The organism is Sphingobium sp. Z007 (genome assembly GCF_900013425.1).
In the GTDB taxonomy this organism is placed as follows: Bacteria; Pseudomonadota; Alphaproteobacteria; order Sphingomonadales; family Sphingomonadaceae; genus Sphingobium.
Window position 1 is genome coordinate 84,170 of sequence record NZ_FBXK01000001.1, and the last position, 13,291, is coordinate 97,460.

13 protein-coding genes are annotated in these 13,291 nt (G+C 65.7%); 10 read left to right on the top strand and 3 right to left on the bottom strand.

What is annotated here, in order from left to right; genetic code table 11:
- The first annotated feature begins 59 nt into the window (after positions 1-59).
- The 10 genes from CEQ44_RS00395 (at position 60) to CEQ44_RS00440 (ending at position 11,134) form a co-directional block, all read left to right on the top strand.
- Positions 60-986, top strand: a complete 927-nt coding sequence (locus CEQ44_RS00395; RefSeq protein WP_088185316.1) for a glyoxylate/hydroxypyruvate reductase A — start codon at positions 60-62, stop codon at positions 984-986.
- 236 nt (positions 987-1,222) lie between these two features.
- On the top strand, positions 1,223-1,891 hold the full coding sequence (locus tag CEQ44_RS00400; RefSeq protein ID WP_088185315.1) for a haloacid dehalogenase type II: 669 nt from the start codon (positions 1,223-1,225) through the stop codon (positions 1,889-1,891).
- A 7-nt stretch (positions 1,892-1,898) separates the two neighbouring features.
- The gene (locus tag CEQ44_RS00405) at positions 1,899-3,182 is read left to right on the top strand and encodes an FAD-binding oxidoreductase (RefSeq protein ID WP_088185314.1); all 1,284 of its coding nucleotides are present in this window, start codon (positions 1,899-1,901) and stop codon (positions 3,180-3,182) included.
- Positions 3,179-4,723, top strand: a complete 1,545-nt coding sequence (locus CEQ44_RS00410; RefSeq protein ID WP_088185313.1) for an ABC transporter substrate-binding protein — start codon at positions 3,179-3,181, stop codon at positions 4,721-4,723. The genes CEQ44_RS00405 and CEQ44_RS00410 overlap by 4 nt, the downstream gene beginning before the upstream one ends.
- Positions 4,723-5,703, top strand: coding sequence for an ABC transporter permease (locus tag CEQ44_RS00415; protein WP_088185312.1), 981 nt, complete (start codon positions 4,723-4,725; stop codon positions 5,701-5,703). The genes CEQ44_RS00410 and CEQ44_RS00415 overlap by 1 nt, the downstream gene beginning before the upstream one ends.
- Complete coding sequence (locus CEQ44_RS00420) at positions 5,700-6,527, top strand: ABC transporter permease (RefSeq protein WP_088185311.1); 828 nt, start codon at positions 5,700-5,702, stop codon at positions 6,525-6,527. The genes CEQ44_RS00415 and CEQ44_RS00420 overlap by 4 nt, the downstream gene beginning before the upstream one ends.
- A complete protein-coding gene (locus CEQ44_RS00425) occupies positions 6,524-8,335 on the top strand; it encodes an ABC transporter ATP-binding protein (RefSeq protein ID WP_088185310.1) in 1,812 nt (603 codons plus the stop codon). The genes CEQ44_RS00420 and CEQ44_RS00425 overlap by 4 nt, the downstream gene beginning before the upstream one ends.
- Complete coding sequence (locus CEQ44_RS00430; protein ID WP_088185309.1) at positions 8,332-8,637, top strand: (2Fe-2S)-binding protein; 306 nt, start codon at positions 8,332-8,334, stop codon at positions 8,635-8,637. The genes CEQ44_RS00425 and CEQ44_RS00430 overlap by 4 nt, the downstream gene beginning before the upstream one ends.
- The gene (locus tag CEQ44_RS00435; protein WP_088185308.1) at positions 8,619-9,992 is read left to right on the top strand and encodes an NAD(P)/FAD-dependent oxidoreductase; all 1,374 of its coding nucleotides are present in this window, start codon (positions 8,619-8,621) and stop codon (positions 9,990-9,992) included. The genes CEQ44_RS00430 and CEQ44_RS00435 overlap by 19 nt, the downstream gene beginning before the upstream one ends.
- On the top strand, positions 9,989-11,134 hold the full coding sequence (locus CEQ44_RS00440; protein WP_254913904.1) for an FAD-binding oxidoreductase: 1,146 nt from the start codon (positions 9,989-9,991) through the stop codon (positions 11,132-11,134). Before CEQ44_RS00435 ends, CEQ44_RS00440 begins: the two co-directional genes overlap by 4 nt.
- 9 nt (positions 11,135-11,143) lie before the next feature.
- On the opposite strand, the gene CEQ44_RS00445 is transcribed toward CEQ44_RS00440, so the two are convergent.
- The 3 genes from CEQ44_RS00445 to CEQ44_RS00455 form a co-directional block, all read right to left on the bottom strand.
- Entirely contained in the window at positions 11,144-11,425 is a 282-nt protein-coding gene (locus tag CEQ44_RS00445; RefSeq protein ID WP_088185306.1) for a type II toxin-antitoxin system RelE/ParE family toxin, read from the bottom strand.
- Complete coding sequence (locus CEQ44_RS00450; RefSeq protein WP_088185305.1) at positions 11,422-11,709, bottom strand: CopG family ribbon-helix-helix protein; 288 nt, start codon at positions 11,707-11,709, stop codon at positions 11,422-11,424. Before CEQ44_RS00450 ends, CEQ44_RS00445 begins: the two co-directional genes overlap by 4 nt.
- Positions 11,710-11,774: 65 nt before the next feature.
- Positions 11,775-13,247 (bottom strand): aldehyde dehydrogenase, encoded by a 1,473-nt coding sequence (locus CEQ44_RS00455; RefSeq protein WP_088185304.1) that lies wholly within the window; start codon positions 13,245-13,247, stop codon positions 11,775-11,777.
- Positions 13,248-13,291 lie beyond the last annotated feature (44 nt).

A 13,291-nucleotide genomic window follows, 5' to 3' on the forward strand; every position in this document is an offset into this window, starting at 1 on the left:
CCAAACCTTGGGGACAGCGGCGGTTTCTTTTTGCCTGATGATGCCGGAAGGTCGCACCCATGGCTTTGCTTTACACATCTGATCCCGAACGCGGTCGCATCTGGCGCGCGATTTTCGCGGATGAGGCGCCCGATATCGGCTTTGTCGATCCGTCCGAATCCTATGATCCGGCCTCTATCCGCTATCTGGCCGCGTGGGCGCCATCGGCCGCGTTAATCGATAGCCTGCCGAATCTCGACCTGCTTTTTTCGATCGGCGCGGGGATAGACCAGTTCAACATGGACGCGCTGCCGCCCCATGTCCGTGTCGTGCGCATGATAGAGCCGGGGATCGTCGCGGGCATGGTCGAATATGCCACCATGGCGGTGCTGGCGCTGCACAGGAACCTGATCGACTATGGCATCGCGCGGAAGCATGCGCGCTGGACGCCGATCAAGCTGGTGTCCGCGGGCGAGCGGCGGATCGGCGTAATGGGACTGGGCAATCTGGGCCAGGCGGTGTTGGGCGCATTGCGGCCGTTCGGCTTTCCGCTGTCGGGATGGAGCCGGTCGGCCCGTGCGATCGACGGGGTCGATTGCCATGCGGGCGAGGCGGCGTTGCCGGGCTTTCTGGCGGGTTGCGACATATTGATCTGCCTGCTGCCGCTGACCGTCGAGACGCGCGGCATTTTGTGCCGGGATACGTTGTCGCAACTGCCGCGCGGGGCTGCGCTGATCAATGTCGGTCGCGGCGGACATCTGGTGGAGCAGGATCTGCTGTCCCTGCTGGATGACGGGCATCTTTCCGGCGCGGTGCTGGATGTGACCGAGCCGGAGCCGCTGCCGACCGGCCACCCCTTCTGGACGCATCCGCGCATCCTGCTGACGCCGCATGTCGCCAGCATGACCCGCCCGGATGGCGCGGCGCGCGCGCTGATCGCCAATATCCGGCGCTTTGCCGACGGCCAGCCGATGCACGGCGAGGTCGCGCGCGACCGGGGCTATTGACGCGCGACATGCCATGCCGCGCCAGCCAGCAAGGATAGCAAAAGCGGCGGATCGCGGGCGGCGATTATGGTCATGATCGATCGCGGCAGGCTATGCCGAATGCATGTTGATAAAAGCCTATAATCTGCGCTCGCCTTTCAAAAAATGGGCTTCATGTTCCGGTGCAGCCATGTCGTAATGCTGTTGTCACACGGCCCCAGCGGCCACCTGTAGAACCCGCAAAGGACGCTTCGCCGATGCCCAATTTCCGGCCCAAATATATCAGCTTCGACTGCTATGGCACGCTGACCCGTTTCCGCATGACCGAAATGGCGACCGCCTTCATGGCCGACCGGATCGCTGCGGAGAAGCTGCCCGCTTTCTGCAAGGATTGGGGGGCATACCGCTTCGACCAGGTGATGGGCGACTGGGAACCCTATCAGGAGATCATCCGCAATTCGCTGCGCCGGACGTGCGAGAAATGGGGCGTCGCTTATAACGAAGCCGATGCCGATGCCGTTTACGCCGCTGTGCCCACCTGGGGTCCGCATGACGATGTGGCCGGGGGCCTCAGCCAGATCGGCGACAAGATTCCGCTGGTCATCCTCTCCAACGCGATGAACGATCAGATCCATCACAATGTCGCGATGCTGGGCGCGCCGTTCCACGCGGTCTATACCGCGCAGATGGCGCAGGCGTACAAGCCGCGAATGCAAGCGTTCGAATATATGTTCGACCAGCTAGGCGCGAACCCGGAAGAGATGATGCATGTCTCCTCCAGCTTCCGCTACGACCAGAACACGGCGACCGACCTGCATTTCGGATGCCGCGTGTTCGTGGGGCGCGGGCATGAGCCGTCCAACCCCTTCTACCGCGATGTCGAAATTCCCCATATCGGTTGCCTGCCGGCGGTCGTGGGTCTCTGATCGGGCGATGACCGCTTCCCCCCTCTCCTACTGGCTCGCCAGCGCGCCCGCCTTCACCGGCGGGGCGGAGGGCGGGGTCGATGGTTTGGCGGACGTCGCCATCATCGGCGGCGGCTTTACCGGGCTGTCGGCGGCGCTGGCGCTGGCGAAGCGCGGCGCGCGTGTCGTATTGCTGGAGAAAGGTCGCGTCGTCGGCGAGGCTTCGGGGCGCAACGGGGGCCAGTGCAATAATGGCACGGCCCAGGATTATGGCGCTTTGTCCGCCCGGTTTGGCAAGGATATCGCCAAGGCCTATTATCGCGCCCATTGCGATGCCGTCGATACCGTCGAGCGGCTAGCGCGCGAGGAGGGCATCGATTGCAACTTCAATCGGTGCGGCCGGATGAAGCTGGCGGCCAAGCCGGCCCATTATGACAAGCTGGTGCGGGCGCATGATTTGCTGGCCGCCGAGGTCGATACCAATGTCCGGCTGGTGCCGCCTACAAGCATTCGCGACGAAGTGGGATCGGACGCCTTCCACGGCGCGCTGGTCCAGACGACCAGTGCGCAGGTGCATCCCGCCCTGTTCGGCGTGGGACTGGCCGAGGCGGCGGCGCGGGCCGGGGCGCGGATATATGAGGGGGCCGACGTCACCGATTTCCAGCGCGTGGCCGAAGGTTGGCGTGTGACGTCTTCGCGCGGGACGGTGACGGCGAAGCAACTGCTGGTCGCTACCGGCGGCGCACCGGCTGTCGGCCCCTTCGGTTTCTTCCGTCGGCGGATCGTGTCGGTCGGCAGCTTCATCATCGCGACCGAGCGGCTGGACGATGCGCTGATCGACCGGCTGCTGCCGGGGCGGCGCAATTATGTGACCAGCAAGAATATCGGCAATTATTTCCGGCTGGCCCCCGACAACCGCCTGATCTTCGGCGGGCGGGCGCGCTTTGCGATCAGCGATCCGCGATCGGACGCGAAGAGCGGGCTGATATTGGAACAGGCGATGGGCGATATGTTCCCGGCGTTGAAGGGCGTGGGCATCGACCATGTGTGGGGCGGGATGGTGGACCTGACCGCCGATCGCCTGCCGCGCGCGGGGGAGACGGACGGGCTCTATTATTCGATGGGCTATAGCGGCCATGGCGTGCAGATGGCGACCCATATGGGGCAGCAGATGGCGCGGGTGATGAGCGGCGCGCCGGATGCCAATCCTTGGGCCGGGCTGGATTGGCCCAGCGTGCCGGGCCATTTCGGCAAGCCCTGGTTCCTGCCGTTGGTGGGGCTGTGGTATAAATGGCAGGACGTCATCCATTGATGGACGCGATGTCGCCCTTTTCCAGAAGGGATTTGATCGGCGCTGGGCTTGGCCTTGGCGCCGGGCTGATACTGCCAGATGGCGCGCTGGCCGCAGCGAAGCCCCGGCAGGGCGGACGCATCCGCGTCGCCAGCCTGTCCAGTTCTACCGCGGATACGCTCGATCCGGCCAAGGGTGCGCTGTCGACCGATTATATTCGCCATTATATGTTCTATAGCGGGCTGACGGTGCTGGACCGTGGGCTTGTTGCGCGGCCGGCGCTGGCCGAGCGGATGGAGAGCGCGGACCAGATCGCCTGGCATGTGCGGTTGCGCAAGGGCGTGACGTTCCATGACGGCGCGGACCTGACCGCCGCCGATGTCGTGTGGTCGCTCCTGCGGCACAAGGATGCGGCGGTGGGGTCCAAGATGGCGCAGATCGCCGAGCAGTTCGCGCAGGTCAAGGCGACCGGGCGGCATGACCTCACCATCCGCCTGACCGGACCCAATGCGGATTTGCCGACCATATTGGCGCAGTCCCATTTCCTGATCCTGCGGGCGGGCACGCGCGATTTCCGCACGGCCAACGGCACCGGCCCCTATCTGTGCGCGCAGTTCCGGCCGGGCGTGCGGACGCTGGCGCGGCGCAACCCGAATTACTGGAAGCCGGGCAAACCCTATCTGGACGAGATCGAACTGATCGGGATTCCCGATGAGGTCAGCCGGGTCAATGCGCTGTTGTCGGGCGACGTCCATCTGGTGATCGCGGTCAATCCGCGATCGACCAAGCGGATCATGGCGTCGCGCGGCCATGCGCTGCTGGAAACCCAGTCGGGCCTCTACACCAACCTCATCATGCAGCAGCGGCAGTTGCCGACCGGTAACCCGCACTTCGTCGCGGCGATGCAATATCTGCTGGACCGGCCGCTGATCAAGCGGGCGTTGTATCGTGGATATGCGACGATCGCCAACGACCAGCCGATCCCGCCCTTCCACCCCTATTATCGCGCCGACCTGCCGCAGCGCAGCCTCGATCTGGACAAGGCGAAATGGCATTTGCAGCGCGCCGGGCTGACGGGCGTCCGCCTGCCGGTCTATGCGTCGCCCGCCGCCGACGGATCGGTCGACATGGCGTCGATCTTGCAGGAATATGGGTCGCGCGTGGGGTTGAAGCTGGCGGTCAACCGCGTGCCGGGCGATGGATACTGGTCGACCCATTGGATGAAGCATCCGCTGGGTTTCGGCAACACCAACCCGCGCCCGACCGCCGACCTGCTGTTCAGCCTGTTCTACAAGTCCGACGCGGCGTGGAACGAGAGCGGGTGGAAGAATCCACGCTTCGACCGGCTGCTGCTGGAAGCGCGGGGCGAGGCCGACCAGCCGCGGCGCAAGCAGCTTTATGGCGAGATGCAGGGGCTGGTGCGGGACCATTGTGGGGTCGGCATCCCGGTGTTCATCAGCCTGATCGATGGCTATGACCGGCGGTTGAAGGGGCTGTATCCTGTCTCGCTGGGTGGCCTGATGGGCTATCAGTTCGCTGAACATGTGTGGTGGGAAGGCTGATGGCGGGCGCGTCTTCCCAAAGCGGCGTGAAGGCCGCGCTGAGCCTGACGGCCAAGCGGTTCGCATCGTCGCTGCTGACGCTGTTGCTGGTGTCGGTGACGATCTTCGTCATTGCGCAGCTGCTGCCTGGCGACGCGGCGCAGGAAGCGCTGGGGCAGAGCGCGACGGCGGAACAGATTGCGGCGTTGCGGCATGAAATGGGGTTGGATCGGCCCGCTTATGCGCGATACGGCAGTTGGCTGACAGGCATGGTCAGCGGCGATCCGGGGCAGTCGATGGTCGCCAACATGCCGGTGGCAGAGGTGATTTCCAGCCGGTTGCCCAATAGCCTGCTGCTGGCCGCACTGACCGCGTTGGTAGCGGTGCCGGTGGCGCTGGCGATCGGCATTGGATCGGCGATGAACCGGGGCGGACGGATCGACCGGGCGCTCAATATCGCCACCCTCTCCATGGTGGCGGTGCCGGAGTTTCTGGTCGCGACGATCGCTGTGCTGATCTTCTCGGTGAAGCTGCGCTGGTTGCCTTCCATCGCTCTGGTATCGGACGACATGACATGGGGCGAGTATCTGCCCGGCGTCGCGATGCCGATCCTGACGTTGAGCGTGGTCGTGATCGCGCAGATGGCGCGGATGACGCGGGCGGCGGTGATCGACCAGATGGACCGGCCCTATGTCGAGATGGCGGTGCTGAAAGGCGTCGCGCCGGTGCAGGTGGTGCTGAAACACATCATGCCCAATGCGATCGCGCCGATCGTGAACGCGATGGCGCTCAGCCTGTCCTACCTGCTTGGCGGGGCGGTGATTGTGGAGACGATTTTCAACTATCCCGGCCTCGCGAGCCTGATGGTCAATGCCGTCACCAGCCGCGACATGCCCCTGTTGCAGGCGTGCGCGATGATATTTTGCGCCGCCTATCTCCTTTTGATGCTGATTGCGGATGTCACCGCGATATTGGCCAATCCGAGGTTGCGCGCGCAATGATCGCTTCCGCTTTCCGTCGGGCCAAAGCCCTGCCGTTATCGGGCAAGGTCGGGTTGGTGCTGGTCGTCTTCTGGTTGGCTGTCGCGCTGTTCGGGCCGATGCTGGCGCCCTATCCGGTGGGCGCGTTCGTCGCCTATGATGTGTTTGACGGGCAGTCGGCCACGCACTGGCTGGGCAGCGACTATCTGGGCCGCGATGTGCTGAGCCGGTTGCTGTCTGGCGCGCGCTATACCGTGGGGCTGGCGGCGGCGGCGGCCATGCTGGCGAGCGCGACGGGCACGGCGCTGGCGCTGACCGCCGCCGTGGGTGGCGCGAAGGTCGATGAGCCGCTGTCGCGCTTCATGGACATGTTGATTTCGATTCCGTCCAAGATTTTCTCGCTGGTGCTGGTCGCGGCGTTCGGCTCCTTGCTGCCGCTGCTGCTGCTGATCGCAGCGATCACCTATGTGCCGGGCAATTATCGGATTGCCCGCGCGCTGGCGGTGAACCTGGCGCAGATGGATTATGTGCAGGTGGCCAGGGCGCGCGGCGAAGGACGGTTCCATATCGCCATCACGGAAATATTGCCCAACATGATCCACCCGCTGCTGGCTGATTTCGGCCTGCGCTTCGTGTTCATCGTGCTGCTGCTGTCGGGGCTGTCCTTCCTGGGGCTGGGCGTGCAGCCGCCCGACGCCGACCTGGGGTCGCTGGTGCGCGAGAATATTTCCGGGCTGGGCGAAGGGGCGCTGGCGATACTGGCGCCGGCGGTGGCGATCGCGACTTTGACGGTAGGCGTGAACCTGCTGATCGACGCGCTACCGGGACGGGGGAAAGGGCGATGAGCGATAGACCCCATGTCGAGGTCAAAGGCCTGACCGTCACGGCGCGCAATGCGGGGGGGGGGAGCTTTCCAATCGTCAGCGGCGTCGATTTCGCGTTGCAGCGCGGCGAGGTGCTGGCGCTGATCGGGGAAAGCGGGTCGGGCAAGACGACGATCGCGCTGACATTGCTGGGTCATGCGCGGCCCGGCGCGACCATCGCGGGAGGTAGCATCCGCGTGGGTGACGCGGAGATTACAAAGCTGGACCGCAGCGCGCTGGCGCAGTTACGTGGGAACCGCATCGCCTATATCGCGCAAAGCGCCGCGTCGGCGTTCAACCCGTCGCGCACGATCATGGATCAGGTTATCGAACCGGCGATGGTCCATGGCCTGATGTCGCGCGCTGCGGCCGAGGCGAAAGCGGTCGATCTGTTCCGCGCGCTGGCCCTCCCCTTCCCCGACAGGATCGGCGCGCGATACCCGCATCAGCTGTCGGGCGGGCAGTTGCAAAGGCTGATGGCGGCGATGGCGCTGATCACCGACCCCGAACTGGTGATATTGGACGAGCCGACCACGGCACTGGACGTGACGACGCAGATCGAGGTGCTGCGCGCGTTCAAGGCGGTGGTGCTGGAGCGCGGGGCGACCGCCATCTATGTGTCGCACGACCTGGCCGTCGTCGCGCAGATGGCCGACCAGATCGTCGTGCTGAGCCAGGGACGCATCCGTGAGGCCGGGGCCGCGGCGCAAATCCTGCACGCGCCGGCCGATGATTATACAAGGACGCTGATGGCCGCGGCGCGGCCGGCGATCCGGCTGACATCTGCCAAGGTGGAACTTCCTGCCGCTGCCCCGCTGCTGGAAATCCGCAACGTGGCGGCGGGCTATGGCAAGATCGGCAAGGATGGCTTGCCGCGCGTGCCGGTGCTGCGCGACATCAACCTGACGATCGAGCGTGGCGGGACTTTGGGCGTGATCGGGGAAAGCGGGTCGGGCAAATCGACCATTGCGCGGGTTATCGCCGGGCTGCTGCCGCCATCCAGTGGGCAGGTGCTGCTGGACGGCGCGCCGTTGCCGCCGGGGCTGGACGGGCGCAGTCGCGAGCAGTTTCGCCGTATTCAACTGGTGTTCCAGAATGCCGATACGGCGCTTAATCCCGCGCACAGCGTGGGGCAGATATTGGCGCGGCCGCTGGCCTTCTATGCCGGGTTGAAGGGCAATGCCGCGCATCTGCGGGTGCTGGAACTGCTGGACCTCATTCGCCTGCCCGCCAGTTTGATCGACCGCAATATCGGCGGCCTGTCGGGTGGGCAAAAGCAGCGTGTCAACCTGGCCCGCGCGCTGGCCGCCGACCCGCAGATCATCCTGTGCGACGAGGTGACGTCTGCGCTCGATACGGTCGTGGGCGCGGCTATCCTGGAGCTGATGGCGGAGCTGCGGCGGGAACTGGGCATCGCGACGATGTTCATCAGCCACGATATTTCGACTGTGCGGGCGATTTGCGACGATATCCTGGTCCTCTATTCGGGGACCATGGTCGAGACGGGACCGCGCGCGGCGTTCGCCACTGCCCCCTTCCATCCCTATACCGACCTGCTGATCGGATCGGTGCCAGAAATGCGCGCGGGGTGGCTGGAGGAAAGCCACGCCGGCGCTGCGCCGCCGCCGATCGGCGCGGTCGGCGATCATCCCGACCTGTGCCATTTCCTGCCGCGCTGCGCTGCGCGGGTGGACGGCCTGTGCAACATCACCCCGCCGCCCCGCCACGGGCTGGATAAGGGAAGCCGCATATTGTGCCATCATGGAGATGAAAGTTTGATCCCGTCATGAGCCGGTTCGTTCGACTGGGCGAAACTGATCGCCCGCCCGTGACCCTGCATGTCGATGGCGCGCCCGTCGCAGCGATGGAGGGCGACACGGTGATGGTCGCGCTGCTCAGCGCGGGCGGCACGCTGCGCCAGAGCGAGTTCGGGCCGGAGAAGCGGGCCGGATTCTGTTTGATGGGGGCATGCCAGGATTGCTGGGTGTGGACCGAGAGTGGCGACCGCCTGCGCGCCTGTTCCACCCTGGCCGCGTCGGGCCAGCGTATCATCACCAGCCAGCCGGGGGCGTCATGGCCGAACCACGTATAATTATCGTTGGCGCAGGCCCGTCGGGGACACGCGCGGCGCAGGCCTGCGTCGCGGCAGGCGTCCGCCCGGTCGTGATCGACGAGGGGCGGCGCGACGGGGGACAGATCTATCGCCGTCAGCCGGACAATTTCACCCGGCCCTATAGGAAACTCTATGGCACCGAGGCCGGACGGGCTCAGGCGTTGCATGAGACCTTCGACGGGCTGAAGGGCGCGATCGACTATCGGCCAGAGACATTGGTGTGGAACATTGCGGATGGGCACGTGTGGACAGCGAGTCAGACAGTTCATCACGCTATCCCGTTCGACGCGCTGCTGCTCTGCACGGGCGCGACCGATCGGTTGATGCCGGTCAAGGGATGGCAGTTTGCGGGCGTCTACAGCCTGGGCGGGGCGCAGGTGGCGCTCAAGAGCCAGGCGGTTTCAATCGGGCATAGGGTCGTGTTCATGGGATCGGGGCCGTTGCTCTATCTGGTGGCGAGCCAATATGTGGAGGCGGGGGCGGATGTTGCCGCGGTGCTGGACACGTCGTCCTTTTCCGCGCGGGTAAGGGCGCTGCCCGACCTGCTGGCGATGCCGTCGGTGCTGTGGAATGGCGTCAAGCTGACCCAGGCGATCAAGCGCGCGGGCGTGGCGGTGCATCTGGGCGTGACGCCGGTGGAGATCATCGGCGATGCCGATGTCGGCGTCGGCGGCGTGCGGTTTCGAGACGGTGGCAGCAAGGAACGGAGCATCGCCTGCGATGCGGTGGCGATGGGGCATCATCTGCGGCCGGAGACGCAATTGGCCGATCTGGCGCGCTGCGCTTTCGCTTTCGATGCCGGGACACGGCAATGGCTGCCGGAGCGGGATGGCGACGGGCGGTCGAGCGTGGCGGGTGTCTATCTGGCCGGCGACGGGGCGAAGATATTGGGCGCGCGGTCGGCCGAGGCGAGCGGGCGGTTGGCGGCGCTGGCGGCGCTGAGCGATTTGGGATTGCCGGTAGATAAGGGCGAGATGGCGTCGCTGCGGGGCGATGTCGCCGACTATGCCAAGTTCGCCCGCGGGCTGGCGACGGCTTTTCCGTGGCCCGCCGAACAGGCAGGCGCTTTGCCGGACGACGCGATATTGTGCCGTTGCGAGGGCGTGAGCGCGGGCGACCTGCGTGGCGTGATGCGCGAGACGGGTGCGCGGGAAGCCAACCGGGCCAAGGCGTTCAGCCGGGTCGGCATGGGCCGGTGCCAAGGGCGCTATTGCGGGCTGGCGGCGGCCGAGCTGATCGCGGCCGAGGCGGGCGTGCCGGTGGAGCAGGTCGGCCGCCTGCGCGGGCAGGCGCCGGTCAAACCGCTGCCCGTCGCGATCGGAGACGAGACATGAGCGGGGCAATGAGCGCCGCCAGCGACGTCATCATCGTGGGCGGCGGATTGATGGGATCGTCCGCCGCGCTGTTCCTGCGCGGGCATGGGATGTCGGTCACGCTGCTGGAAACCGACCTGATCGGGCGGCAGGCAAGCGGCACGAATTTCGGCAATGTGCGGCGGCAGGGGCGCGGGATTCACCAGCTGCCGCTGGCCAATCGCGCCATCGCCATCTGGCGCCGGTCGCGTGAGCTGCTGGGGGCGGATGTCGAGTATCTCCAGTCGGGGCATATCCGGGTCTGCTATCGCGAACGGCCAGAACTTGTCGGATCGATGGAGGATTATGCGGCGCAGGCTCGCGCGGAGGGGCTGGACCTGGAATTGCTGAGCGGCAATGCGCTGCGCGACAAATTCCCCTTTTTCGGGCCGGACGTGCTGGCCGGTTCCTATTCGCCGACCGATGGCCATGCCAATCCGCGGCTTGCTGCCCCTGCGTTTGCGCGGGCCGCTGAGCGGCTGGGGGCTGTGGTGCATGAGAATACGAAGATCGTGGATGCGCAGAAGGTGGGCGAAGACTTTATCGTCACGGCGGCGGACGGGCGGACGTTCCGCGCGCCGATCCTGCTGGTGACGGCGGGGGCGTGGGGCAACGCCTTGTCCTCACAGTTCGGCGAGGCGGTGCCGATCGTGCCCAAGGGCCCGAACATGAGCGTGACCGAGCCGGTGCCCTATGCGATCCATCCCGCAGTCGGCGTGATGACGCCGGTCGAAGAGGAGACGGTCTATTTCCGCCAAGTCGCGCGCGGCAATATCGTGCTGGGTGGCAGCACGCGCGGGCCATCCTTCCCCGACCAGTATCGCGCCTATGTCGAGCCGCAGAACACGATGAGCCAGTTGAAGCATATCCGGCGGCTGGCGCCGATGCTGGGCAAGCTCAACATCATCCGGGTCTGGTCCGGGATCGAGGGCTATATGCCCGACAGCCAGCCTGTGATGGGGCCGAGCGCGACGACCAGCGGCCTCTATTATGCGTTCGGATTTTCCGGGTCGGGATTCCAGATCGGGCCGGGCGTGGGCGAAACCATGGCCGAGATTATCGCCAAGGGCGGGACGGATATTCCGATGGCGCCGTATAGGATCGAGCGGTTCGCGGCGGGATAACGGCGTGGATCAGAGGCGCGGCGGCCATTGGCGCGCGGCGTGGAGCAGGCGCAGGATGCGGACGTCCGTATCGGTCTGGTCATAGATCAGGATATAGTTGCGGTGGACCACCCATTCGCGCGTGCCCGGCACGCGGCCGGGGCGGCCCATGGCGGGATGTCGGGCGAGATCGGCCGCCTTTTGCGAAAAGAGCGTGTCGAGGCTGATCGCGGCGCGCGGGCTGCGGGCTTCGACATAGTCGTAAATGGCGTTACGATCCGCGACGGCCTCCGCCGTCCAGTGCAGCGTCATTGCGTCTCATCTAGCTTCCGCAAGGTGGCGGCCCGACGTGCGGCGAAATGCGCCTCGACATCCTCGCTCCCAATTAGATGGCCCGCCTGGGCCGACGCTTGCCCAATTTCGACTTGGCGGCGAAACCAGGCGTCGTGGCTTTCAGCCCGTTCTTCGCGCTGTACGACATCGCGCATGAAATCACGCAGCAACTGTGCGCCGGTGCGATCCTGCGCCTTGGCGGCGCGGGCGAAGCGGCCTTTCAGCTCTTCATCGACGCGAAAGGTGAAGGTGGCTTCATTCATAGGAACGTCGGTCCATGTGTTGCATGTTATGTGCGATGTAACACATGGAGCACCCGTGCCCAATATCAAAACTCGATCAACGCCACCTTGGTCTTGAGGTTCGCCATATAGGCTTCGCGGCCCAGATCCTTGCCGATGCCCGATTGTTTATAGCCGCCGGTGGGCAGAATGAAGTCGTTGCTGCGGCCGTAGCGATTGACCCAGATGGTGCCAGCTTCGACCGACCGGGTGGCGCGCAAGGCCCGGCTGAGATCGCCGGTATGGACGCCGGCGGCCAGGCCATAGTCGCTGTCGTTCGCCAGCGCATAGGCTTCTTCCTCATCGGCGAAGGTCTGGACGGTCAGCACCGGGCCGAAGATTTCGCCCTGCACGACTTCGCTTTTCTGGTCGACATTGGTCAGCAGGGTCGGCGCGAAATAGCTGCCCTCCTGCGGCGCGGTCGCCCGGCCTCCGCCGGTCAGGACTTCGGCCCCCGCCGCGGTCGCGCGGCCGACAATGCCGGCCATGCGGTCGAGTTGGCCTTCGGAGATGATCGGGCCGAGCGTGGTGTCGGCGACCCAAGTCGGCCCTGCCCGATGCGCGGCGAAGGCGGTGACGAGGCGATCGATCACTTCTTCCGCGACTTTGTCCTGCACCAGCAGGCGCGATCCGGCGACGCAGACCTGGCCGGCATTCAAGGTGATGGCGCGGGCGACGAGTGCCGCCGCCTTGTCGAGGCCCGCGTCGGCGAAGATGATCTGCGGGCTTTTGCCGCCCAGCTCCAGCGTCACCGGCTTCGGCCCGGCTTGCGCGCAGGCCGCCATGATCGCAGCGCCGGTACGGGTGGAGCCGGTGAAGGTGACCTTCGCAACTTCCGGGCGGCGCACCAACGGATCGCCGACCGAGCGGCCGTCGCCCTGGACGATGTTGAAGATGCCTGCGGGCAAGCCCGCCTCGATCGCCAGTTCAGCCAGGCGGACGATGCTGAAGGGGGTCATTTCGGAGGGTTTGAGGACGATGCTGTTGCCCGCGGCGATGGCGGGCGCGATCTTCCAGGCGGCCATGACCAGCGGCAGGTTCCACGGCGCGATCGCCGCGACGACGCCATAGGGTTCGGTGATGGTGAGGCCCAGCTTGTCGGGTGTGGTGGACGCCACTTCGCCGCCGACCTTGTCTGCCCATTCGGCGAAGAAGCGGATGGTTTCGGCGGTGTAGCTCAAATCCCAGGCGTTGATTTCCTTGAGCATCCGGGTCGACCCCAGGGCTTCGAGCGGGGCGAGTGTCGCGGCGTCAGCCTCGATCAGGTCGGCCCAGCGGCGCATCACCTTCATCCGGCCGCGCGGATCGGTCTGCGCCCAGCCGCTGCGCTTATAGGCGCGCTGGGCATCGGCGACCGCTTCAATGAGCTGGTCGGCATCGACGCTGTCGAGTTCGGCCTGGATACGGCCGTCGGACGGCCGGCGCACGATGATCGCGGGTCCGCGCCCGGCTACGCGCCGGCCGCAGATGAAGTTATTCGCCTGGGGAAGGCTGATCTGATCGGGGTCGAAACCGGTCACGGCATAATCTCCTTCATTCGGACATTCCGACAAAATAGGCGCGC

What these genes read in the sequence shown, in the direction of transcription:
- CEQ44_RS00395 (WP_088185316.1), top strand. Translation starts at nt 60, where the DNA reads ATGGCTTTGCTTTACACATCTGATCCCGAACGCGGTCGCATCTGGCGC.
- CEQ44_RS00400 (WP_088185315.1), top strand. Translation starts at nt 1,223, where the DNA reads ATGCCCAATTTCCGGCCCAAATATATCAGCTTCGACTGCTATGGCACG.
- CEQ44_RS00405 (WP_088185314.1), top strand. Translation starts at nt 1,899, where the DNA reads ATGACCGCTTCCCCCCTCTCCTACTGGCTCGCCAGCGCGCCCGCCTTC.
- CEQ44_RS00415 (WP_088185312.1), top strand. Translation starts at nt 4,723, where the DNA reads ATGGCGGGCGCGTCTTCCCAAAGCGGCGTGAAGGCCGCGCTGAGCCTG.
- CEQ44_RS00420 (WP_088185311.1), top strand. Translation starts at nt 5,700, where the DNA reads ATGATCGCTTCCGCTTTCCGTCGGGCCAAAGCCCTGCCGTTATCGGGC.
- CEQ44_RS00425 (WP_088185310.1), top strand. Translation starts at nt 6,524, where the DNA reads ATGAGCGATAGACCCCATGTCGAGGTCAAAGGCCTGACCGTCACGGCG.
- CEQ44_RS00430 (WP_088185309.1), top strand. Translation starts at nt 8,332, where the DNA reads ATGAGCCGGTTCGTTCGACTGGGCGAAACTGATCGCCCGCCCGTGACC.
- CEQ44_RS00435 (WP_088185308.1), top strand. Translation starts at nt 8,619, where the DNA reads ATGGCCGAACCACGTATAATTATCGTTGGCGCAGGCCCGTCGGGGACA.
- CEQ44_RS00440 (WP_254913904.1), top strand. Translation starts at nt 9,989, where the DNA reads ATGAGCGGGGCAATGAGCGCCGCCAGCGACGTCATCATCGTGGGCGGC.
- CEQ44_RS00445 (WP_088185306.1), bottom strand. Translation starts at nt 11,425, where the DNA reads ATGACGCTGCACTGGACGGCGGAGGCCGTCGCGGATCGTAACGCCATT.
- CEQ44_RS00450 (WP_088185305.1), bottom strand. Translation starts at nt 11,709, where the DNA reads ATGAATGAAGCCACCTTCACCTTTCGCGTCGATGAAGAGCTGAAAGGC.